Origin of the sequence: Methylocaldum sp. GT1TLB, from assembly GCF_051027445.1 — a bacterium.
GTDB lineage: Bacteria > Pseudomonadota > Gammaproteobacteria > Methylococcales > Methylococcaceae > Methylocaldum.
On the sequence record NZ_CP194898.1, the window covers coordinates 1,637,806 to 1,661,243 of the forward strand.

General features: G+C 56.2%; 17 protein-coding genes and 1 tRNA gene. 8 read left to right on the forward strand and 10 right to left on the reverse strand.

Annotated features, from left to right (window positions below; all coding sequences use genetic code 11):
• Positions 1 to 5 precede the first annotated feature (5 nt).
• The 5 genes from ACR2R1_RS07020 to mscL all read right to left on the reverse strand — a co-directional run bounded on the left by ACR2R1_RS07020 (position 6) and on the right by mscL (position 3,576).
• Positions 6 to 692, reverse strand: coding sequence for a DUF4276 family protein (locus ACR2R1_RS07020; protein WP_168175522.1), 687 nt, complete (start codon positions 690 to 692; stop codon positions 6 to 8).
• Entirely contained in the window at positions 692 to 1,789 is a 1,098-nt protein-coding gene (locus tag ACR2R1_RS07025; protein WP_077732222.1) for an AAA family ATPase, read from the reverse strand. Before ACR2R1_RS07025 ends, ACR2R1_RS07020 begins: the two co-directional genes overlap by 1 nt.
• A 189-nt stretch (positions 1,790 to 1,978) precedes the next feature.
• A tRNA-Pro gene (locus ACR2R1_RS07030) sits at positions 1,979 to 2,055 on the reverse strand.
• Positions 2,056 to 2,158: 103 nt separating this feature from the next.
• Positions 2,159 to 3,154, reverse strand: a complete 996-nt coding sequence (locus ACR2R1_RS07035) for a cation diffusion facilitator family transporter (RefSeq protein WP_077732221.1) — start codon at positions 3,152 to 3,154, stop codon at positions 2,159 to 2,161.
• Positions 3,130 to 3,576, reverse strand: coding sequence for a large-conductance mechanosensitive channel protein MscL (gene mscL, locus ACR2R1_RS07040; protein WP_077732220.1), 447 nt, complete (start codon positions 3,574 to 3,576; stop codon positions 3,130 to 3,132). Before mscL ends, ACR2R1_RS07035 begins: the two co-directional genes overlap by 25 nt.
• A 214-nt stretch (positions 3,577 to 3,790) precedes the next feature.
• Between mscL and ACR2R1_RS07045 the strand changes: the two genes are divergently transcribed.
• Positions 3,791 to 4,612, forward strand: coding sequence for a hypothetical protein (locus ACR2R1_RS07045; protein WP_077732219.1), 822 nt, complete (start codon positions 3,791 to 3,793; stop codon positions 4,610 to 4,612).
• An 88-nt stretch (positions 4,613 to 4,700) separates the two neighbouring features.
• Here ACR2R1_RS07045 and ACR2R1_RS07050 read toward each other — a convergent pair whose 3' ends face one another.
• The gene (locus ACR2R1_RS07050) at positions 4,701 to 7,097 is read right to left on the reverse strand and encodes a tetratricopeptide repeat protein (protein WP_168175521.1); all 2,397 of its coding nucleotides are present in this window, start codon (positions 7,095 to 7,097) and stop codon (positions 4,701 to 4,703) included.
• A gap of 332 nt (positions 7,098 to 7,429) precedes the next feature.
• Between ACR2R1_RS07050 and ACR2R1_RS07055 the strand changes: the two genes are divergently transcribed.
• The 5 genes from ACR2R1_RS07055 (at position 7,430) to ACR2R1_RS07075 (ending at position 16,405) form a co-directional block, all read left to right on the forward strand.
• Entirely contained in the window at positions 7,430 to 8,017 is a 588-nt protein-coding gene (locus ACR2R1_RS07055) for a polysaccharide biosynthesis/export family protein (protein ID WP_077732217.1), read from the forward strand.
• Positions 8,018 to 8,092: 75 nt separating this feature from the next.
• Positions 8,093 to 9,412 (forward strand): hypothetical protein, encoded by a 1,320-nt coding sequence (locus tag ACR2R1_RS07060; protein ID WP_143735282.1) that lies wholly within the window; start codon positions 8,093 to 8,095, stop codon positions 9,410 to 9,412.
• Positions 9,413 to 9,429: 17 nt separating this feature from the next.
• Complete coding sequence (locus ACR2R1_RS07065; RefSeq protein ID WP_077732215.1) at positions 9,430 to 11,181, forward strand: GumC family protein; 1,752 nt, start codon at positions 9,430 to 9,432, stop codon at positions 11,179 to 11,181.
• Between the two features lie 109 nt (positions 11,182 to 11,290).
• Complete coding sequence (locus ACR2R1_RS07070) at positions 11,291 to 12,079, forward strand: CpsD/CapB family tyrosine-protein kinase (protein ID WP_077732214.1); 789 nt, start codon at positions 11,291 to 11,293, stop codon at positions 12,077 to 12,079.
• A gap of 888 nt (positions 12,080 to 12,967) precedes the next feature.
• Positions 12,968 to 16,405 carry a DUF748 domain-containing protein gene (locus tag ACR2R1_RS07075; RefSeq protein WP_434113302.1) on the forward strand — a complete coding sequence of 1,146 codons (3,438 nt, stop codon included), beginning with the start codon at positions 12,968 to 12,970 and terminating at the stop codon, positions 16,403 to 16,405.
• A 49-nt stretch (positions 16,406 to 16,454) separates the two neighbouring features.
• Here the strand turns inward: ACR2R1_RS07075 and ACR2R1_RS07080 are convergent, their stop codons facing one another.
• Positions 16,455 to 17,348: an NAD(P)/FAD-dependent oxidoreductase gene (locus ACR2R1_RS07080; protein ID WP_077732212.1), complete on the reverse strand. Its 894-nt coding sequence runs from the start codon at positions 17,346 to 17,348 to the stop codon at positions 16,455 to 16,457.
• A gap of 498 nt (positions 17,349 to 17,846) precedes the next feature.
• Entirely contained in the window at positions 17,847 to 18,536 is a 690-nt protein-coding gene (locus tag ACR2R1_RS07085) for a Crp/Fnr family transcriptional regulator (RefSeq protein ID WP_156881610.1), read from the reverse strand.
• Between the two features lie 112 nt (positions 18,537 to 18,648).
• Here ACR2R1_RS07085 and hcp point away from each other — a divergent pair, with 112 nt between their 5' ends.
• Together hcp and mmoC are read left to right on the forward strand one after the other, a co-directional pair.
• Positions 18,649 to 20,313, forward strand: a complete 1,665-nt coding sequence (hcp, locus tag ACR2R1_RS07090) for a hydroxylamine reductase (RefSeq protein ID WP_434113304.1) — start codon at positions 18,649 to 18,651, stop codon at positions 20,311 to 20,313.
• Positions 20,314 to 20,537: 224 nt separating this feature from the next.
• Positions 20,538 to 21,575 (forward strand): aromatic/alkene monooxygenase hydroxylase FAD-binding subunit MmoC, encoded by a 1,038-nt coding sequence (gene mmoC, locus ACR2R1_RS07095; RefSeq protein WP_077732208.1) that lies wholly within the window; start codon positions 20,538 to 20,540, stop codon positions 21,573 to 21,575.
• A 101-nt stretch (positions 21,576 to 21,676) separates the two neighbouring features.
• Here mmoC and ACR2R1_RS07100 read toward each other — a convergent pair whose 3' ends face one another.
• Both ACR2R1_RS07100 and ACR2R1_RS07105 read right to left on the reverse strand, forming a co-directional pair.
• Entirely contained in the window at positions 21,677 to 22,387 is a 711-nt protein-coding gene (locus ACR2R1_RS07100; RefSeq protein WP_086132782.1) for a hypothetical protein, read from the reverse strand.
• An 11-nt stretch (positions 22,388 to 22,398) separates the two neighbouring features.
• Complete coding sequence (locus tag ACR2R1_RS07105) at positions 22,399 to 23,289, reverse strand: M28 family peptidase (protein ID WP_434113307.1); 891 nt, start codon at positions 23,287 to 23,289, stop codon at positions 22,399 to 22,401.
• Between the last annotated feature and the right edge of the window lie 149 nt (positions 23,290 to 23,438).

A 23,438-nucleotide genomic window follows, 5' to 3' on the forward strand; every position in this document is an offset into this window, starting at 1 on the left:
TGCCCTCAGCCGGCGAACGGCTCGCCGAGCCCTTCCAGCTTGCGCACCCAGTCGTCGAAATGCGGACACTGCACCCGCAATGTCGGCAGTCCGATCGCGGCAGCGGCGGGAGCGCCGATGCGCACTTTCGTTTTCTCGTAGATTGGGAGATAGCGGATGATCCGCTTGCTCGGGGCCGTGGCGGCACCTTCGTTGATGTCCTCCGGCGCGAAACCTGCCACCTCTTGCGCCAAGGCCGCAATCGCCTGCCCGGATTCGGGAATCCGCCGCTGCAATTGAGTCAGATCGCAGTAAAGCAGCGCCTCGAACTCGTGCAACTGGATGTAGGGATGAAACCGTCCGTCCCCCATCTCCGCGCGGAATGCCTCTTCGAGAACCGAAACACGCTCCAGCGGAACCGTCTTCTTGCGCGCTTCGTCCCAGCCGGGAAACTCAGCCGGCAAGGCGTAAAGGTCCACCATGGTCGTAAACAGGGCATCGTCATTGCCGTCCTCGCGCATCAATCGGCGAAGATCATCGCGGATTCTTGCGAAGTCCAGAACGCCGCCGCGCTTGCCCAATGTGCGGTTGGTCAGCACCACCCGCGTGCGCGCATCGAGCGAGTACTGCGCCAGGTGGGGCCGTAGCACCTCGTCCGCGAACTTCCGCTCTGTCTGGCCCTCGACCGTGATATAGAGGCGCCGCCACGCCATCAGGGCTGGCCTCCCAGCTCGTTCTTCTCCCACAACTGGCCCAGCGTGTATTCCTGCAGCCATTCCCCGAGTCTGTCGGAGTCCAGCCGGTCCAGTACCGTTTCGCCATCCCGCTGATTCGCGACGACGACATCCTCCGGGCTCATCTCGTCAATGAGCAGCGACGACTGAGTGGAAATAATGAGCTGGGTATGCTGCGCCGCCTCATGCAGCATGCTGGCCAGCAGCTTGATGGCGTAGGGATGGAGACCGAGTTCCGGCTCGTCCACGAGGAGCGTCGAGGCTGGCTCCGGCTGCAACAGCAGCGTGGCAAGGCAAATGTAACGGATCGTGCCGTCCGAGAGCTGATACGGATAATAGAGTAGGTCGGAGTAGCGATCCTTCCACAAGAGCTGGGTCTGACCCGGTGAAATCTCCTTGAGCACGAACGTCCCAAAAAACGGCGCAACCTGGCGAACGGTCTCCTCGATCCGGGCATAGTGATCAGCGTGGGTTCGCGCCATGCGCATGAGGAACGCCGCGATGTTTGCCGCATTGCTGTGCAGCACGTCGGAATCCACCACGTTGCAAACCCCCATTACCGGCGCGGATGGCGAAGTGTCGTGGAAGTGATATACCCGCCATCCCTGAATGGTATCCACCACCCATTGCTCACTCGCGCTGCGTCCGGTCTTCCGCACCAGCGCGCTTTCTACGTGGCCGCTCCCCTGGTCGTTGGCTACATGCCCGAAATAAGGGCCATCGAACGGTGCCGATTCCTGCGAAAAGAACAGCGACCGATCAGCAGCGGCGCGAAGGCTGAATCGGTATTCGTTAAGCCCGAACTTGAGATGGGCACTCAATTCCGGCGTCACCTTCGTGCCGCGGAATAGAAAGGCGTCGGCACGCCCGCGGGACGCCACATAATTCTGCAGGCCTTTGTTCGGGTCCATCATGTGGCCGAGCAGCTCGAAAAAGCGAATGAAATTGGTCTTGCCCGAGCCATTGGCACCGATGAGCACATTGAGGCCGCTAGCGAGCGGAAACTCCTTCAGCTCGCGGATGGACTTGTAGCCCGAGAGCGTAATCTTTTCCAAAGGTCGTTTCTCTTTCGCCATGGCACCTACTCCAAAGGTTCGATTTGGTAACTTTGCCCGTCGACATTCCGTCTCATGGTGTGAAACTTGGGTCTCCACTTGCTCCAGCTTACCTCACCGGGCACGCCACCGGTTTACGGGATAGGCTCCTAAAATTGGTCCCAAACGAAAAAAGGCTTACCGACATGATCGATAAGCCTTTGATTCAATTGGTCGGGGCGAGAGGATTTGAACCTCCGACCACCTGCACCCCATACAGGTGCGCTACCAGACTGCGCTACGCCCCGTGAAGGCGACAATAATACCGCGTTTATGAATTCTAAGCAAAATCCGAGAATCGCCGATCGCGTAGTTGGTTTCAAACCGGCGGTGCGGCTTTATTCAATCCGCTCACCTTGCGGCATGATGGTTATCGGCGTGTTGATGGCGGCCGTAATGATTGATGTCACAGTACAGGGAATCCGGATCGCATCCTTCGCACTCGAGCTGTAAGGTGCAATGACCGATGCCGTAATTGCTCCGGATCATCTCCTTGATTTCATGTTGTATTAACGCGGCCTGGCTGATCAGAACGTCGTCGATGACGATATGCGCCGATAGAAAGCGAAAACTTTTCGAGATACTCCAAACATGGAGATCATGAACGCCCTTTACGCCTTCGACTTGAAGAAGATCGCGCACCATGGAGCTCATTTCGATATCGCGAGGCGTGCTTTCTAATAAAATGTCGACGGTCTCTCGCAAGATCACCCAAGCGTTCCAGAGGATGAGCAGACCGATCAGGACACTGGCCAAGGGATCGAGCCAATAAAAGCCGGTAAACCAGATTCCGATGCCGGCGAGGACCGCTCCGGCCGTCGAAAATACGTCTCCCAGCAAGTGAATAAAGGCGCTCCTGATGTTTAAATCGTGCTCGGCGCCGTGGCTGACCAACCATGCCGTTACGACATTGACGACGAACGCCGCAGCGCCGACGGCGATCAAGATGTCGGCGGCAACGGGCGGCGGAGACACGAAACGTTCGTAGGCCTCATAAAATATTCCAGCCGAAATCAGGGTCAGCGTCGTGGAATTAATGAGGGCGACAAGAATGCCGACACGATGATAACCAAAGGTTTTGCCGGCATGGGACGGCTGCTCGGCCAAATGAAGCGCATACCATGACAGCACCAATGCAAGAACATCCGTCAGGTTGTGTGCCGCATCGGTCAATAGCGCCAAGCTGTTCGCAATCAGCCCCGCCAGGACTTCAAAGACGACGAACGCGATGGTCAGAGCGGCCGAGAGTCCCAATCGGAATTTTGCACGCCCTCCGATCGTATCGACATGAACATGCGTGTGTCCGCCCGCCACGGCCTGACCTATAACTTGAGCTCGGATGTGCATTGAGGGCAGCGTGTCGCCTTCAGTGCGACTGCCGACAGGCAATAGGGACACTCTTTTGTAGCCGGAGCCGCAGACGGCGCTTCACGCCGCAATTTGTTGATGCTCCGGACCAGCAAGAAAATCGAGAAAGCCACGATCAAAAAACTGATTACCGAATTGAAGAAAACGCCGTAATTGATGGTAACGGCTCCAGCCCGCTTGGCCTCAGCCAGAGACGCGTACGGGCCGGTTGTTGCACCATCCTTGAGTACGACGAAAAGATTCGAAAAATCGACATTCCCCAACAACAAACCAATTGGCGGCATGATGACGTCGTCCACCAACGATTTTACGATGGCACCGAAAGCAGCCCCGATAACGATGCCCACCGCCATATCGACGGCATTGCCACGCATGGCGAATTCTTTGAATTCTTTTAACATCTGGTTATCTTCCTTATGGAACTGGTTACGTCTTGACGCAATCCTAAAATCACCCCGCCGATTGTCGCAAGTCGAATACGCATGTCACAATGCGTTCTACCGTTCCATTCTAACCTGAGTTAGACATCCATTATTTGCTTGCCGCATTTAGACGAGGACACGACAGCTTCGATTCGTCTATCGAGCGGTAAGCGAACACCTCCGGAATCTCCGTATGCAATATCGAAAATTTTTCAATCTGGCCCTAGTAGCCAATCTCGTTTGGCTCTCTCCTTCCAATGCGGACAGCACTATCGAATTCAACGTGGAAGAAGGACAAAAGAGGTCTGTTCAACCGGTTGTCGTCAAAGATGGCCAAATTATGGTCAAAGGCGCCGGCGGCGATCGCAATCTGGACATTTTTTATCAGCGGGCAAATGAACAGCTGGTCTTGATCGACCACAAGAAGCAGCAGTTCACGCCGATAACCGAAGAAAAGATCGATCGGATTGCTCGTCAAACCCAGGATCTTCAACCGGTTCTTCAAGGTTTGGGCGATCAACTCAAGAAACTGTCACCGAAGCAACGAGCTAAATGGGAGGACATGCTGGGAGGGATCTCCATAGATCAGCTCGGTTCCGCCGAAAATCCGGCGAATGACTCGCGCCTCGTAAAGACGGGACGGGCCAAGCAAGTGGCCGGCATCAGCTGCGAACAGCTGGACGTACTGAAGGGGGCGACCAAGCTGGCAGAAGTATGCCTCGCGAATCCATCATCGATGCAGTTATCCACGGATGATTACGCAACGATTCGCTCGCTCCTCGCTTTCACTCAGCGAATAGCCGCAAAAGCACAAGGCTTCGCGAGCCAGTTCGGAATATCGCTACCGCCGATCGAACTCAGCGATTTGGCCGGCGTTCCGGTCGAAATGGTGGACTTTTCCGGCAAGCATCCCACCGTTATGGCTCTGAACCGGATAACCGACTCGATATCCCCCGACGATCGTCCGCAGGTGCCTTCCGGTTATCAGCCGCAAGAGCTTACGCTTTGGCGGTAGCCCATTCGCATTCCGACCGAACGTTTCGGCTTTGACCACCGTGGTGGGAATCCGGGTTTGGAGCATTGACCCCGAACCCGGATACGCCTCAACCGCCGTCTGTGGCTAAGATCAATGCGCTTCGCGCATCTTCCAAACCGACGAACTCCTTGCCCGAGTTCACCGCTTTTTGAAGATGCTCCACAGCTGCCGCACGCTCGCCTTTCTTGAGGTAAATCATACCGAGGTGGTATTGGTAAATCGGCACGTCCGGAGATTTCTCGGCGGCTTTCAACTGTAAAGGCAAAGCCTTTTCGTACGCACCCTTTTGGTAATAGATCCAAGCCAGCGTGTCCCAAAACACCGGCTCCTCGGTCTTATCGAACTCCTTCGCAAGCTCGAAAGCCCGATCGAGCTTGTCTTTCCGAGAATGGTCAAGGCTCAGCAAACTGGCAAGATTGTTCCGGGCGAGCATGTTGCCGGGGTTTAGCTTGAGAATGGTTTCGTACTGTTTGATCGCGTTTTCATAGTCCCCGGAAATTTCATAGACCCGCGCCAAGTTCATGAGGACGGCGGGTTCCCCAGGCAGTGCTTCGAGTGCCCGATGATAGGTTTTGAGCGCCAGGTCCCGTCTGCCCGTTTGTTCGTAATAAGCGCCGAGATTTGCATAAGGGAGCAACCAACGGGGGTTGGACTGAATGGCCATGTTCAGAAACTTGACGGCTTCCATTTCTTGCTTTTCGCCCAGGTAATACAATCCCAGCAATTGGTGGGCACCCGCATGTTTCGGATTGTTGCTGAGAACATTGGTGATTCGTTCCACGCCCTTTTCGGCCTGCCTTTTTTCGACATAACTTCCGAAAATCGCTTTCAGAATCTCATAATCGTTTTTGGATTTTCCAAGCGATTCCTCATATTCGGCCAACGCCAAGTCATATTTTTTCTGGCTCTGATAAAGCTTGCCCAAAAGGAAGCCTCCGGTTGGATTTTCCGGAAACTCCGCTTTGATCCGCTTCAAAACCGTCTCCTGCTCCGCAGTCCTCCCGGCTGCCGCCAAAATTTCCGACTTGAGCACCAGCGCATCCAGACTAGCCGAGTTCCGTTTTTGGAACTCGTCGATCTTTTCCAGCGCTAACGAGTAATTCTTTTGCCCCGCCAAAAAGTCGATCAGATTCTTGTATGCCTCGAATTTATCGGGATTCGCCGCCACGGCTTTCTCGAGACTTTCTTGCGCGAGCACCGGCTTACCGTCGAGCGTATGCGCAGCGGCCAACAGCTTGAGTATTTCCCACGAATCGGGCTGATCTTTGAGCAACGAACGAAAGGCCGCGACCGCCTTTTGGCCATCCTTGCGGAATAAGGCAATGCGCCCCCGTAGCAAGAGCCCTTGGCGGTCCCCCGGATTCGCCTCCAGAACTTCATTGATCCATGTAGCGGCCTTGTCGACTTGTCCTTCGGCCAAAGCGAGCAAGGCCAAACGGTTTTTCGCTTTCAAGGCATCCGGAGCATATTTTTTCAAGGCAATGATCTCTCGATAGAGCCGCTCTGCTCTATCGGTTTCCCTGCGTTGCTCGTGAAGCCTCGCCAAGGCGAAGCGCAGGTCCGGTTTTTCTGGATAAGCCTCGATCGCTTCGGCAAGCTCGGTGACCGCCTCGTCGGATTTGCCGGATTTTGCCAAGAATTCCGCAAGCAAGATGTAACGCTGACTGTCGTCGCGGCTGGCCTGAATGGCTTCGCGATAGACCCGCTCCGCGTCGCTCCAGCGTTTTTGTCGAATATAGAATTCGGACAATAGTTTCCGGTGCTCCAGGTTGGCGGGATCGCCGGATATCATCTCTTTATAGATATTTTCAGCCTTTTCGAGCTTTTTCATCTGAGCGGCGAGCTTGGCCAGCCCCGATTGCAGCGAGGTATCGCCCGGATTGGCGCTTACTCCCTGCTCTAAGACTCTCTCGGCTTCATCGAGGTTGTTCCGTTGACTGTGAAGCATCGCCAAAACGAAAAACGCCTCGGCGCGGGACGGCTGCTCCGCCGTGATGCGGCTGAGTTCGTCGATAGCAGCGGCTTGATCGCCTTTGAGAGTCGATAAACCCGCTTTCACCATTCTTGCATCGATATCCTCGGGCTTAACACTCAAAACGGCACTCAACAGAGCGTCGGCTTTATCGAGCTGCTTGCCCAGCATATAAAGTTTCGCCAGCCTGACTTTGACGTCCAGGTCGTTCGGATCGAGCTCGCCGGCCTTTTGATAGAGGGCAAAGGAATCTCGCCAATTCTTCTGCGCTTCTTCTATTTGCCCCAAATAGAAGTAGGGCTTGGAGACCTTGGGATCGATCTGCAAGACGTTTTTGAACTCGATCTTGGCCTTATCGAAGTTCCGCTCTTCGAGGTATTTTTTGCCTCGCTCCAGATGCTCCGCCTTGCGCTCTTCGGCGCCGCCGCACCCGGTCAGAACGTTGATTACACTCAGTGAGAGACCTAAGAAAGCTAATGTCCTGATCAGCATGGATATCGTCCCTAATGTATTTGCGGTTGAAATCAGCTCGATTTCTCGATCTCGAGCACGATACAGCGGACTTCCGGAAATTCGCCAGGTTTCCCCTGGGGCGTGCGGGCGCATCGCCGCTCCGAGAGTCCTGATGACAACAGCTTTGTAACGCGAAGGAGACCGCAGCCATCTCCTTGGCTCCATCTCCTTCCGCAATCTGGATTGTTACGGGCGTGAAAAATGTAATAAGCTGTAGTATTCTCCGACTATACCGTTACATACGGTCATGGTCCATGGGATACGGACCGATTCATCCGTCCGGTCTCTCGTAACATCGTGTAGATGCGCATATGAAAAATGGATTTTTGGCTTTTGCGCTTATCCTTCACTTCGCCTTCTCGGTATCCGCTGCTCAGGCTCCCGCCTCCTTATCGGTCGACTCATCGGCGTCCGTACCTCCCGATTATATCGTCGGTGCCGGGGATGTTCTGGAGATCTCCGTCTGGAAAGAAGACGGGCTAACGAAGCAGACCTTGGTACGTCCCGATGGCGGAATTACGTTCCCTTTAATCGGTGAGTTGGCAGCGGGAGGTCTGACCGTCCGTCAGATCAAATCCGAAATCGCCAAAAGACTCTCCGATTTCTTTGCCGAGCCGGAAGTCAGTGTCGCTTTGATCAATTTGAACCACAAGATTTATGTGGTTGGCAGAGTCAACAAGCCTGGTGAATTCATTACCCCGAATCAGGTTTCGGTCATGCAGGCGTTGTCGATGGCTGGCGGCCTGACGCCTTTTGCCGACGATGACGATATCAAGATCATACGCCGGATAGGCGAAAAGGAGGTGGCGTTACCCTTCGACTACGATGAAGTCGCCAATGGAAACGCGTTGGAGCAAGACATCCTGCTGCAAAGAGGAGACGTTGTAGTGGTTCCGTGATGTCGCACGAGTTATCCCTGTATCGATCGACGAAATTCCTGACGCTGCCGACTCGTTTGATTGGCTCTGACAGCCATGCATAACGCAAAACCGGTCAACGCCATAAGCAATAAAGGACGAGGAAACCCTCCACTCTACATCACGTGGATCATCGGATTACTTATCGCAACGGACGTCAATGCAGTGGAATATACCTTCCAAGCGGATGCCAACGTGGAAGAGGAGTACAACACCAATATCTTTCTCACACCCGGCCCACATACCGATGTCTGGGGCACGAAACTCGGCCTGAACACACAATTCTCAGCCGCTGAAGAAATATGGAAGCTCGACGGAAGTATCCGTCTCGACAATTATTTTTACGATCAAAAGGGCTTGAATACCCTGAATCAATTCGTTTCCTTGACCGGCAGTTATTTCGTCACCGAGCGTAGCCAATTCGCTCTTCGAGGCGATTACATCAGGGATTCGAGCCGAACTTCGTTCATTGAAACCAACGATCTGGTATTCGAGCAAGTCAGGAGAAACAGGCAAACGATTAACCCGTCGTGGACATATTATTTGAGCGAAGACACCCGGCTTGGTCTGAACTATCAATATGACAACACCGAATATCGGAACAAAGACAATACCGCCTTTCCTCATTATCAAATCCATTTCGGCTCGGTCGGTGTGGTTCATGAATACAGCGAATACTTAAAGATGAATGGTTCGTTCTCCTACACGAGCTATTCGGCACCGGAAAGCACGACTTTCATCCCAGGAACCTTGGATTTCCAAATATTCCGTGTTCCCGGAACATATGAAAATCGCACTGAAGAAATCATGATCGATTACGCCACGGCCATCGTCGGATTCTCCTATTCCATCGACGAAACATTCGACGTCAGCCTTGCCGCCGGCGGCCAATACAACAAGACCGAAGCCGGCTCCCGAACGATTTTCAGAACTGCGTTCGGTGATCCGATACTCGATGATGCTGAGCACATCAGCAGCAGCTCTTTGACTTATCTGATAGACGCGCGCGCAACCAAGCGCTTCGAAGTGGACGAACTGAACCTCGACTATGCGCACACGGTCAGCCCGAACATTTACGGGAACTTGATCGAGGCTGATACGGTCACGCTAACTGGAAAGCACAAATTTACGCCGACACTGACCGGATCGGCTCAATTTTCTTACACGGACCGCAAGACAGCCGATCAGCGCAACGTAGAGCTCAATCGCCAACTTTTTCGTGCCAGGAGCGAGCTGATCTGGAATTGGAGCGAAAATTGGTCAGTGATCGCGTCGTATCAGTACAGTCGACAGGAGATCGATGTCATCTCGAATATTCCCGAATCACACGCCGCTTATCTGACCATCCGCTATCGATGGGATAAGCTACAGTACTGACCGATAGCGAGGGAATCATGGAAGAAAAAGGACTTCACGACTACATGGCCGGGTTCAAGCGCAGCAAATCCCAATTTGCGGCAATTCTGACCGGCATCTTGTTTCTGACCCTCTTGCTCGCCGTCCTGCTTCCGCCGACTTACCGCTCCACCGCAACGATTCTGATCGAAGAACAGGAAATACCGCCCGAGTTGGTACGCTCGACCATCACGACCTATGCCACGCAGCGGCTGCAAATGATCAGCCAGCGGGTCATGACGCGCAGCAACCTGAACAAAATTATCGAGAAGTTCGACCTATACGCCGACGCGCGGCACCGGCTAACGGAAGAGGAAATCATCAAGCGAATGCGTGACGATATAGCACTGGACACGATCAGTGCCGACATTATCGACCCTCGTACCGGCAGGCCGTCTACCGCAACGATTGCCTTCACGCTGGCTTACGATAGCCGCAATCCGGATCTCGCCCAGCGCGTTGCCAACGAAATCACTTCGCTTTACCTGGAGGAAAACCTCAAGACTCGCACTCAAAGGACCGCTGAAACCTCGGATTTCCTCAAGGAAGAAACCAGGCAGATGGGGGATTATGTTTCGGTCTTGGAGAAAAAACTGGCCGACTTCAAGGAGCAGAACCTGAACAGCCTGCCCGAACAGAAACAAATCAATATCGAGCTCATGGATAGAACCGAGCGCGAATTAATGCAGATTGACAATGAAATTCTTTCCCTCGAAGATCGGAAATTCTATCTGGATGGCCAATTGGCCCAAATAAAACCCGATGTTCCGGTCATCTCTTCAACCGGAGAGCGCATTCTGAGCCCTCAGGACCGGTTGAAGAGTCTCAAGACGGAGTATTTGGCCATGGTAAGCCGCTATTCTGACAAACACCCCGACGTCGTCAAAGCTCGCTTGGAAATCGCTTCGCTCAAAATGGATGCAGGCGACTCGGACAGCGGGTTGGAAATGGCCAAGCATCTCGCCCAGCTGGACGGTCAGTTAGCGTCGCTCCGGGAAAAATATTCCGAAAATCACCCGGACATCGTCAATTTAAGAAAACAGATTTCCGCATTGGAGGCGGAACTGAGAAAGGCGCAAACGACCCGCGCAGTCCGGGACATTGCAGCCAGCCAGCCCGAAAATCCTGCCTACATTACGCTGCAAGCCCAGCGTGACGGCACTCTTCAGGATTTGCGGGTTCTGAGACAGCGGCGCGAGGAAGTCAAGGCAAAACTCGGCGCATACGAAAGCCGATTGCTGCAAAGCCCCAAAGTGGAACGGCAATACCTGGAGCTGGTCAGGGATTATGAAAATGCCACCGCCCGTTACCGCGAGCTGAGGGCCAAAGCGATGGAAGCCGAAGTGGCCGAGCAGCTCGAGAAAAAAAGCAAGGGTGAGCGGTTTTCCATTATCGAGCCTCCGCTGTTGCCCGAGAAACCGATCAAACCGAACCGGCCTGCGATTGCTTTTCTTGGCGTGATGCTGGCGATCGCGGGAGGATTCGGTTACGTGCTGCTGATTGAAAACATGGACAAGTCCATACGAGGAGCGAAATTGATAACGGGGCTGGCCGGCGGACCGCCGCTTGCCGTCATCCCCTACTTCGAAACCGATGAGGATATCTCACAGCAGCAGAAAATGAGGAGCGTCGGCATGTTGGCGGGCCTCGGTTTTATCCTGCTGATTTTAGCTCTGGTCCATTGGCTCTGGATACCGCTGGACGTCCTGTGGTTCAGGGGTTTACGCAAGATGGATTCGCTTTTAAGCTGAGCTTCTGAGATTCGGTTGCGCTGCAACCATCACCCGAATCGGCCGCTTTCGACACTGACGACGGATCGGCCGGTTCCCGAAACCAACCTAACCAGGGAAGGATATAACTATGGAAAGCATCGGTAGAGCATTCGGACAACAGCAGCACCAGGATTCCGCAGTGGCCAGCCCACAAATCCCCAAGGCGGATCTGGTTTCATTGGAAAACATCCAGTACACGCAAACCAGAACCGTAACGCTCTCGAGGGAGTTGCTGCGCCGCCAACGCGTTATCGCCGGCTATAGCCCCTGTGCCTTCGTGGACGCGTACAAAATCCTCCGTACCCGGGTCCTACATAAAATGCGCGAACAGGGCTGGAACACCCTGGCGATAACCAGCCCCGGGCCGGGCTGCGGAAAAAGTCTCACCGCCATCAACCTCGCGCTCAGCATCGCCCTCGAGGCTCACCAAACCGCACTGCTGGCCGATGCCAACCTCAGAGATCCCACCATTCATCGTTATCTGGGTATCGACCCGGTCGCGGGCTTAAGCGATCACTTGATGGACAACGTTCCCATATCGAAAATCCTGATCAATCCGAAAGGCATAGGCCGTTTTGTCATTCTGCCGGGGAAACGGCCGATATTTAATTCTTCGGAACTCGTTGCCTCGCCGAAAATGGCACAGCTGGTGAAAGAACTGAAGCAGCGCTATTCGTCGCGATTTGTCATATTCGACCTTCCCCACTTAGGAACGGCGGACGCGTTGTCTTTTACGCCTTATGTCGATGCCGTGGTATTAGTCGTTGAGGAAGGGAAAACGACGCAGGACGAACTCTCCCAAGCCATAGCGGCTCTTCAAGACACCGCGCTGGTCGGTCTGGTCTTGAATAAAGCGGAAAACGGCTCGGTGGAATAGTCGCCGAGACCAAAGCTTACGCCGGACTTTATATCCTTTGCCTTGGCTGGCGAGGGAGAGGAGTTTTTTGCCTAATGCTATTCAAGCAGTTTCTTGACGCTTACGGGTGCCAAAGTCGAATAGCTTCACGGGCCAATATCAACTTGACTTTTCCGGTTCCATTCTCCGGATCGTTAAACCGTTTCCGTCTCGGACGAGTTCGAAATGACTATTCGAATCGGCGGCTCTGTGCACATTATTTCCGACCAGTGCGCAGCGATCTTTAAACTCGTCGAGCGATTTTCTCGCGAATATCTCGGATTCATAAGGCCCCATTACGCCTTCCCGCGTCAGAAAGAACCATTCGGTTCTCCCGGTTGTACTATTACGTTCCCAGAAGACACGATCAGCTTTATACATGGCTTTATTTTTCTACTGTCTAGCGTTACCAACAGGTCCAACCACGCGGCAACACCTAATTAGTTAGCAACTGATTCCAGCAGATGCTCGAGACATGGGCTGAAAAAATATAACATAAGCTCTTAACGCTCGTCTTATTATAAAAACGTCCGCATAGACGTGTCGCGGCAGTATTCTGCCAACTCCGAAAGGGCTGGATAGGTGTCTTTCAATTCATATTCCCGCAAGTTATTTACTTCGCCGGAAGGTCAATCGTAGCTCTTTTTCCTGGCGGCTGCGAGGAGCAAGAATACGCTCCGAATTTCCCGCTGACGCCGGAAGAAGCTTCTCGCTTATCCTGGTCCAATATAACAATACCTTCTCGGAGGCAGGTGTTATCAAATCGAGACAAAGAGCTTGTCGGCGGCGGAAAATTAACGGCTTACATCCTTGATACTACACTTTAGCCGTCACGCTCCGCCAAACCTGAGCTAGGGAGTTTTAATCCGCATGAATCGGCTGGTCCGAATTGCTAGAAACCCGTGGATACTAACTGTCACGGCAGCGCTCATGCTTTATGCGCTTGCCGGGTTTTCACTCGTCCCCTATCTCGTGCAGCGTTATGTTCCCAAAATCGCCGCCGAGCAGCTTAAGCGCGATGCTTCCGTCGGCAAAGTCGCCTTCAATCCGTTCACATTCACTTTCGAAGCCCAGGATTTCAACCTGAATGACTCGAATGGCCAATCCGTCTTTCGATTTGCCCGATTGTTCGTCAACTTCGAATTGGAAAGCATATTTCGGCGTGCGTGGACGCTTGCCGATTTCCGCCTTGAAGCCCCTTCACTGAGGGCGATAGTCGAACAAGACGGAAAACTCAATCTGGCCAAAATCGCCGAAGCCGCGCCAAAGTCCGAAGAACCCGAAAAGCCCGACGAGCCCCTGCCCCGCCTTCTGGTCAAGCATCTCGCATTGACGAGCGGTTCGGTGGAATACGCCGATTACTCGAAGGACGCCGACATAACGGAAACGGTGAGTCCGATCGATTTGGAGCTCAATACGCTCACGACCCTGCCGGAGAAAACCGGCACTTATGAACTCGCTTTCAAGCTTCCGGACGGCGGAACTCTCGAATGGCGGGGAAATCTTTCGCTGGAACCGATTCTTTCCGACGGCGACGTACGGCTCGACGCTTTCAACTTGGCGCTCCCCTGGAAATTCCTCCGGGACCGCCTCAATCTGGCCGAACCGTCCGGCCGGGCTGCGTTGTCGGCGCATTATCGGTATAGCCAGAGCCCCGAAAAGACCGATCTGTCGGTGACCAATCTGGGGCTGACGCTGTCAGGGCTCCGCTTCGCCATGCCCGATACGGCCGATCCGATCCTCGCTTTGGAGAAGATCGAAGCCGGTAATGCCAGTTTCGACCTGGCCAGCCGATCGCTTAACGTACCCTCCTTCATCATCCAGAACGGCCAGGTCAACGCATCGGTCGACGCAACCGGGTCGTTGAACTGGCAGAATCTGGTGAAAGAGGACGCGAACGGTACCGCTTCGAATCCGGCCGATCCGCCGCCCGACGCCGAGCCCGCCCCCCCCTGGAAGCTGGCGGTCGAAAATTTCAAGATCGCCGATGTCGGTCTCGCTTATGCCGATGCCAGCCGCCGGTCGCCTTATGTCGTTTCGGTCGACCGGTTCGGTCTCGATCTCAAGGCCACGGCCGAAGTCGGCGCGGGTACGCCCAAAGCAAATCTCGACGGGCTGGCGGCCGTTCTGAACGGAATCGCCCTTACCGAACCTGATTCTTCCGATCCCTTGGCCGCTTGGGATCAGTTCGAACTGGCGGAAGGGCAAGTGGGCCTCGAAAAGCGCGAGGCAACCATTGGACGGGCCGCACTTAGAGGCGGCAAGGCTCAAGTCGTCCGCGACAAGACCGGTACCATTCATTTGGCCGAACTCTTCGCGCCTAAGTCGGGCGATACCGGCGCGGAAACGCCTGCTGCCGAAGCCCCTGCCGAATCCAAGGGACAGCCGTGGCACTTCGCGCTCAACACATTCACACTGGAGGGATTCGATCTCGGCGTCGTCGACCATAGCTTCTCTTCCGAAGTCGCCTACGATTTCGAGGACATCAATATCGGCCTCAAGAGCATCACCAACGATGGCGAGACACCGGTCGAGTTCGATACCAACCTCAAGGTCAAACAAGGTGGCGCGCTGAAGGCGACCGGCACCGCATCTCCCACGGGCGATCGGGCGGAAGCCAAGATTCAGGTCGACCGGGTAAACCTGAAGGCGCTGCACCCCGTGGTCGCCAAATTCGCTAAGCTCAAGCTCGAAAGCGGCGACTTGTCCACCGCCGTGGACGTGGATTTCACCCGGACTCCGAAAGGCCCGTCGGTCAAGAGCAAAGGCGTCCTCAGCGTCTTCGACCTTCTGTTGATCGAGACCGAAAGCCGAAAGCCTTTTCTGTCATGGAAGAAGCTTTCGGCAAACGAGATCGATTTTTCGCTCGAACCGAACCGTCTTTCGATCCAGGAAGTGCGAGTCGATCAGCCGGGATCGAAGATCACGATATTCGAGGACCGCTCGACGAATCTTGCCGCCATATTCAAGGAACAAAGTCCGAAGACTCCTGCGAAGAAAGCGCCCTCGCCCAAGACAACATCGAAGCAAGATTCGAAAAAACCGTTTCCGGTCACGGTGGAGCGCGTCCGCGTCAACGACGGTGTCGTCGACTTCAGCGATCTGAGCCTGGTCATTCCCTTTTCCACGCTCGTCCACGACTTCGACGGGACGATCACCGATATTTCGACGGCGGCTTCCGGCCGGACGCATCTGGCATTCACCGGGCGCGTCGATCAATTTGGATCGGTCAAGGTCGACGGTGCGCTGAATCCCATGCAGCAAAAAAAGTTCAGCGATATTACGGTGGTCTTCCGTAACGTCTCGATGACCTCTCTCTCGCCTTACAGCGCGACATTCGCCGGACGCAAAATACAATCCGGCAAGCTCGACCTCGATCTCGAGTACAAGATCGAAGACAGCATGCTGAAAAGCGAGAACAAGATCGTTTTGGACAATTTCACCTTGGGTGAACGCATCGAAAGCCCCAATGCCGTTTCCTTGCCGCTGGATCTCGCGGTAGCGGTACTTACCGACAGCCAAGGCCAAATCAACGTCTCGGTCCCCGTGGAAGGCGATGTGGACAGTCCCAAATTCCGCTACGGGAAAGTGGTTTGGGAGGCCTTCGTCACCGTACTGCAAAAAGCCGCAACCGCACCCTTTCGGATGATCGGTTCGGTGTTCGCGGGCGGCGAGGAACACCCCGACACGGTGCTGTTCGAGCCCGGCAGCGATGCCTTGCCGCCTCCGGAGCGGGAAAGGCTCAAAAAGGTCGCCGAAGCAATGGAAAAACGCCCCATGCTCAAGTTGACCATACACGGCCGGTTCGACCCCAAACGGGACGGCGAGGCGCTAAGATCGCTACACGTGCGGCAGGCCGTCGCGGAGAAACTGGATCTGGGTCTTAAACCTGGAGAAGATCCGGGACCTCTGGCGTTCACCAATGCCAAGACCCAGCGCGCTCTGGAAGACCTCACGATCGAGCGAGGAGGCCCCAAGGCGCTGGAAGAGCTTCAGGCCGCTTACGAAAAGAAGACCGGAAGGAAACCTCAGCGAGTCGGCAGAATATTGGCTCTTTTAGGCCGGGGTAGCGAGGACCAGGATTTCTATGAACGCCTGTTCGAGAATTTGGTGAATACCGCCGCCCCAATATCGACGTCCGAGCTCGAAGCTCTGGGAGATCGCCGGGCGAAAGCGATCCAGCAAGAGCTGATCGGCCTCCCCGGAGTCGATCGCACTCGTATCGGCATCGGAAAAGCCGAATCCACGTCGGACAACATCGACGGAAAAGTTCCGGCGCGGCTCGAACTGGGCGCGGTGGGCGGCTAAACGAAAATCGGGTGGAGGCGAGACAAATGAAGATGGCCGACGCCGCGCCTCAGAGACTGTTATGAATCGTCGTAGACGCGATAGCCGCATGGCCCGTGGCGACGCTGATCTGGTTGAGGGCGCTGACCACGTCGCCTGCCGCATATAAGCCCGGCACCGAAGTGCGGAGATGATCGTCGACGATGAGATGGCCTTCCGGGTCGCACTCCGCGCCGACCTGAACGGCCAGATCCGACCGAATCGCCGCGCCCAATGCGGAATACAAGGTATCGAAATTATAGGTCCGGCCGCTCTCCATTCGTATCGCTCCGATTTTTCCCTGCTCGAAGCACACCTCCTCGATAGGTTCTTCGATTACCCGGATTCGAGCGTTTCGCAGAACTTCCCGATCTTCGTCGGTGAGCGCCATATCCTTTCCAAGCGTCAGCAGGGTCAGATCACCGGTGTAGCACTTCAGAAACAGCGCCTCCTTGAGCCCCCCTTTTCCGAACCCGATCACCGCAACTTTTTTGTCGATAACCTCGTAGCCGTCGCAGATCGGACAATGCCTTATGTATCCGCTGCGAATCGCGTCCTTCAGGTTCGGCAGAACCGGCTCGATATCGACCACGCCGGTCGCGAGCAATACCGTCCGCGTCGTGAACCGGTCGTCGCCACAGCTTGCCGCAAACCCGCCTTCGATCTTTTCGATCCGAGTGATCAGACCGGAATCGATGCTCGCGCCGTATCGTACGGCTTGGGCACGAAACCGCATCAGCAGGTCGTTCCCTGAAATTCCGTCCGGGAAGCCCGGATAATTGTGCGAGATCGGAATCAGCGATGCCCGGCTGAAACCGGCATCAACGGTCTTGATCCTGCGGCGGAAGCGCGCGAGATAAATCGACGCCGTGAGGCCCGCGGGCCCCGCTCCTACGATCAGACAATCGAGTGCCGCATCGTCCATATCCGCCTCACGTGTGGTATATCCGCCGGTAGTCCGCGCCTCCGAGAGTGAGACTACCAACCGAACTCGGCCGTTCCTTGAGGGCGATTAGAGCGTTTTCATCTCGCTCGTACGGCAAAACAGGCCTGGCAGGAGTCGTTGGCGCCTTCGGCGACGGTAAATTGATTCAAGCATTCGTAGGTCGGCAATCCTTTGCCGACGAAGACGCTCGGCCGGGACGTGGTGTCGGAAAGGGATTCCCGACCTACTCGCGAGTGCCCGTACAGTAGGTATGAAAATGCTCTAAGTACATCCCAGAAAGTTTCGCGGAACGCGAGTGCAACACGTCGACAAAGGATTGCCGACGAATACTTCCGCGCAAAGCGATGTACTACGAACGTTTCGAAACCACGGCCGCATGACTTCAAGTCGCCCAGCGTGTTTCGACCCATCCAATCGAATCCCTGGCAATTCTGCGCAATGAGCGGTTCGTATGCCGTAGGACTTTCCTGAATGTACTTAGTCGCTTTGTCCCGCCCAGTTCCTCAAACGCGCCGCATCCAGCACTTCGACTGTTTTACCGTGAACCTGGATCATTCCGGCCTGCACCAATTGCTGCAGGATGCGGGAAAAGGTCTCCGGGCGCACCGAAAGGCGCGAAGCCAGCACCTGCTTAGGCGTTTCCCACTGCACGCTGTAGCACGTGCAGTTTTGGTCGGGCGCGGACCTGAGTAGGTATTGTGCGACCCGCATCGTGGCGTTCTGCAGCGTCAGCTCGTCGATTTCTTGCAGCAGTTGGTGAAGGCGCTGGCTCATACGGCCTAGCAGTCGAAAGCAGACGGCGGGCGAAGTCTGCAACACGGTCCGGAAGACTTTCATGTCGAATCCCCAAAGCTCGCTGGGAACAATTGCGCGGGCGCTTACCGGATAAAGATTGCCCTCCATGAACATCACCGCCTCGGCGAAAGACTGGCGGGGCTGAATGAGTTCGATGACCTTCTCCTCGCCCGCCGCCGAAAGACGGTAAAGCTGAATCGTCCCCGTTTCCAAGATATAGAAACGGCTAGCCCGTTGGCCGTGGCTGAAAAGCTCCTCTCCCGCCTCTAGCCAAACCGGAAGCGCGGCGGCGATCACCTGGGTCAATTGAGGTTCTTCCAGCTCGGCGAACAGCAGGTGCTTGTACAGCCAGTCGGGTACGGATTTCTTCATGCAAATCTCCCACGAAAAACCGCTTGATCTAGGTCAAGGAGAAACGAATGGGCGGTCGTTATGTTGTTCACCGTCCGAATCGATTTGACCGTCTATTCAAAGGAAAAAAGCCATGTTTTGTTATCAATGCGAACAAACCACCCGCACCGATTCCGGCAACGGCTGCGCCAGCGCCAAAGGCGTCTGCGGCAAAGATCAAGTCACTGCCGATCTACAAGACCTCTTGATTTACGGGATAAAAGGCATCGCCCAGTATGCCCGCCGCGCGCGTGCTTTCGGCATCTCCGACCGCGAGGCGGACGGGTTCATACTCTATGCCATGTTCACGACGCTGACCAACGTCAACTTCAACCCTGCCCGGTTCATCGCCATGATTCAGGAGGCCGCACGCCTGCGCGACCGAATCAAGGCTCGCTACGAAGAAGCCGCTCGGGATCGAGGCACTGCGCCGGAAGTTCTGGCCGGCCCCGCCGCCTGGCAGCCGGTAGACGACATGGACGGCTTGTTGATGCTGGCAGCATCGGCCGCCGTAACCGCCGGCCGCGAACAAGTGGGCGACGATATTATTGGCCTCAGAGCAATGATTCTTTACGGGCTCAAAGGAGTCGCCGCCTACGCCCACCATGCCCATGTGCTCGGCTACGAAAGCGATGAACTCTATGCCCGCTTCGAGGAAATCCTGGATTTTCTAGCCGGCGAACCCATCGACGCGGAAGCGCTCGTAAACCAGGCGCTAGCCGTCGGCCAACTGAATCTGAAAGCGCTGGAACTCTTGGACGCCGCCAACACCGGCAGTTTCGGGCATCCCGAACCGGCCAGCGTGCGGATGACGCCGGTCAAAGGCAAGGCGATCCTGGTCAGCGGCCACGACTTGAAAGACCTGGCAGCGCTGCTGGAACAAACCAAGGGCATGGGCATCAACGTCTACACCCACGGCGAACTGCTGCCGGCCCATGCTTATCCCAAGCTGCGCGCCTATCCTCATCTGGTCGGCAATTACGGTGGGGCCTGGCAGGACCAAACCCGCGAATTCGGCGAATTCCCGGGTGCGATCCTGATGACGTCCAATTGCCTGGTCGAGCCCCAACCCCGCTACCGGCAACGCATCTTCACCGCAGGCCCCGTGGGCTGGCCCGGCGTACGTCACATCGCCAACGGCGACTTCTCGCCGGTCATTCAAGCGGCCCTGGCCTTCCCCGGTTTTCAGGAAGATGCCCCGGAACAAACCATTACCGTGGGATTCGCCCGCAACACGGTGCTAGGAGTCGCCGACAAAGTCGTGGATGCCGTCAAGACCGGCGCCATCCGCCACTTCTTCCTGATCGGCGGATGCGACGGCGCAGTGCCGGGACGCAATTACTACACCGATCTGGCGGACCACGTACCCGAGGACAGCGTCATTCTCACCTTGGGCTGCGGCAAGTACCGCTTCAACCGGCACGAATTCGGCGCTATCGGCGGCATTCCGCGCCTCTTGGACATCGGTCAGTGCAATGACGCCTATTCCGCCATTCAAATCGCGAGTGCCCTGGCCGGAGCGTTCAACTGCGGCGTGAACGATTTGCCGCTGTCCTTCATGGTGTCCTGGTTCGAACAAAAAGCCGTGGCAGTGCTGCTGACCCTGCTTTCGCTCGGCATTCGGGGCATCCGACTCGGACCGACCCTGCCCGCATTTCTGACGCCTGCGCTCCTGGAGCAGCTATCGGCACGCTTCGACCTGAAACCGATCACTACTGCCGAAGCGGACATCGAGGCAGCGCTTCACCGGGCAGCCTGAACGTTTGAAGAAAGGGCTTATTCCATTCAGCATTCGAATGGACATTAATCGTAGGATGGGTAGAGCGAAGCGAAACCCATCGATGGTGGGTTAGCCCCTCGGCTCCGCGTAACCCACCGATTCGAGGTCGCTCGGTGGGTTACGCCCTCACGGCCTAACCCACCCTACAGCCCGCTCCCATCGATTTGCTCTCAGGGCGATCACGACTTTCCATTGGAGAACCCATGACCAACCACGTCATAACGCTCACCACCCGCGACGGGCAGCAGGTTCGTTTCACCTGCGAAACCGAACAGAATCTTCTCGCCGCCGCCGAGGAGGAAGGCATCGTACTTCCATCCTTGTGCCGGGACGGCGGCTGCGGCGCCTGTCTCTGTACCCGCGTCGACGGCGATTACCATCTGGACAGCTATAATCCGCAGGCGCTGCCCCCGGACGCCGCGGCTCGCGGCGACCTGCTGCTGTGCCGGGCCCATCCGCAAAGCGACCTTTCGCTCGAAGCGCCTTACGATTTCGACCGCATCCGCTTCGAAGCGCTGGCGAGCCGCCCCGCCGAAATCGTCGAGTTGGCGCCCATTGCCGAAAACACCGTACGCCTGCTGCTCCGGCTGCAGCCGGACAGCAGCGGCGGACAGGCCGCGGAATTCGAACCGGGGCAGTACATGAGTCTGGAAATTCCCGATTCCGGCATCAGCCGCGCCTACTCCATCGCCAATACATCCAACTGGACCGGAGAGCTGGAGTTTCTGATCCGGCTGCAGCCGGGCGGAACATTCTCCACCTATCTGGAGCGGGAGGCGAAGACCGGCCAGCGCATCGACGTGCGCGGCCCCAGCGGCCATTTCGTGCTGCAGGCGCAGAGCCTACGGCCTCGCTATTTCGTCGGGGGCGGCACCGGCTTGGCGCCTTTGCTTTCCATGCTGCGCCATATGGCCGAGTTGCAGGAACCGCAACCGGCGCGGCTCTATTTCGGCGTCAATCGCGAAGCCGAATTGTTCTGCCTGGACACGCTTCGGGAACTCACCGAGGCTCTGCCTCGGCTTAAAATCGAGCTTTGCGTGTGGCATCCGGAGCCGTCATGGGCCGGATTTCGCGGCACCCCGGTCGATGCGCTACGGCGCGACCTCGAACAAGGCGGACCGGCGCCGGATCTTTATCTGTGCGGCCCGCCCGCGCTAATCGATGCTGCGGCGGAGACGGCGCGCGCTTTCGGAATCTCCGATGAACACATCTTCAGCGAGAGGTTCTTGCCTTCGAACTGAAGAGCCGGTCCACTCGCGGAATCGACCTTCCCATCGTTCGCGCGAGGCGATATCGATTACTCACTCCCCCAGGTCTAATCGAACGACTGAGCAATGAATCATCAACGGGCCGATCTACCGCTATGCGCCTTCGCCCGCCGCAATAAGATGCCTTCCCTGACCAGTGCGGTTTCGAAGTCCGGGAAATCGCGAGCAGACCCGCCGGCCCTCGCCCAAAGCGCCTGCAATCGCGCTGCCGCGAAGCGGCTCTCGCATTCCCCCTCCGGCAGAAAACCCAGCGCCTCGGCGGCATCTACAGCGAGATCGGATAGAGCCGGTGCCGCCTTGGCCCAGACTCCGCGCAGTTCGCGCAAGAAGATATTGACCGTCGTGGGTCCGATACCCTTCGCCAGAGCGATCAACCTTCGTTCGAGATCCTCCGCGGATTCCGCTTTCGCATGCAGCCTGTTGAGACTTCCCTGATAGTCGTCCAGCAAGGACCGCGACAGGTTTAGGAGCTTGGTGGCGGTCTTAAAGTCATAACGGGTATACCCGCCCGTATCCAATACCGCCACCAATCCGTTCCAGCCGCATTCGATAATGGCTTCGGGAGTCGTCAGCTTCCTCTCCGCGAAAGCCCGGTAAGTGCGCGCCGCCAGCCGTTCGGAAATGCGCGCTCCGAACAAAACGGCCGCAAGAAGCCATCTGAAAAGTTCGCCGTCATCCAGCCCGGCGACATCGATACCCAGTTCGGCGGAAAAGCGGCCGCGGCGAGCGGCAACCAAATCGGCGGGCGACAAATGCTCGGTTTCCGTTTGAGCCAATTCGGTCATGCCTCACCACCTCAGGATGCGCCATTTGCACAATCCAGCAGCGCCAGATACAAGCCTCGGACGACCGCTGCAAAGGACTCGTAATGAAGCCTATCCGGCCGGTCGCCGGCAGTGTGATACCAGGGATTTCGATAAAAGGCCGTGTCCGTCACCATGATCGCCGAATAGCCCTGCCTCCAGAAGGAAAAGTGGTCGCTGAGCGCAACGCCGGGCACGAAGAACGGAGCCGCGAGATGCTCGATCGGAAATTCCGAATTCCGGCGAAATGCACGCACGAGGCGTAGCAAACTGCTCCGAGAATGTCGGTTGGACACGAAGGCGATGAAATTGGCGCGGTCGGGATAAACGTACTTGAGCAGCACCGGATATCGCTGACTATTGGGTGTATCGTAATAGCATCCCAGCATCTCGAGCGAAACCATGAAGCGGATCCGATCGCCCCGCTCCTTGGCGGCTTTGGCGTAAATGAGGCTGCCCATATGGCGTCCCGCGAAAAACGGCGCTTCCTCGTTCACGAAGGCCACAAAGCGGACGGTCTTTTCCGGCTCGGAGCTCATGAACAAGCGCGACAGCTCCAGCAGCGCCGCGACGCCGCTGGCGTTGTCGTCCGCACCGGGACTTCCGAATACGGTGTCGTAATGGGCTCCGATCAAGACGATATCGAGCGGATAACGGGTTCCATGCCGCTCTGCCTCAAGATTGGCGCATTCGATCCCTTTCACCGTATAGGCGAGCCGGTTTACCGGATAACCCTGGGCTTCCCATTGCCCCGCGATGTAGCGCTCGGCGGCATGCAAGGCCTCCGGCAGCATCAGGTTTCGCTCGCCTATTTGATCGGCCAAAGTGTAAACGTGCATTTTCAATGCATCGGCCACCTTTTCCATCGCTTGCCGGTCCCTCATAAGGGTGTCTTATAACGGGTCCACGGGGCTCTTACGACACGAAAACCTGAAATCAGGCTTCCCTTATCTTCCAACGAATAAGGGCGTCACTTCCCCCGGCTGCATCGGCCGTTGCCGTTTGCGGCACCTTGTGGAGAAGGACATGTCGC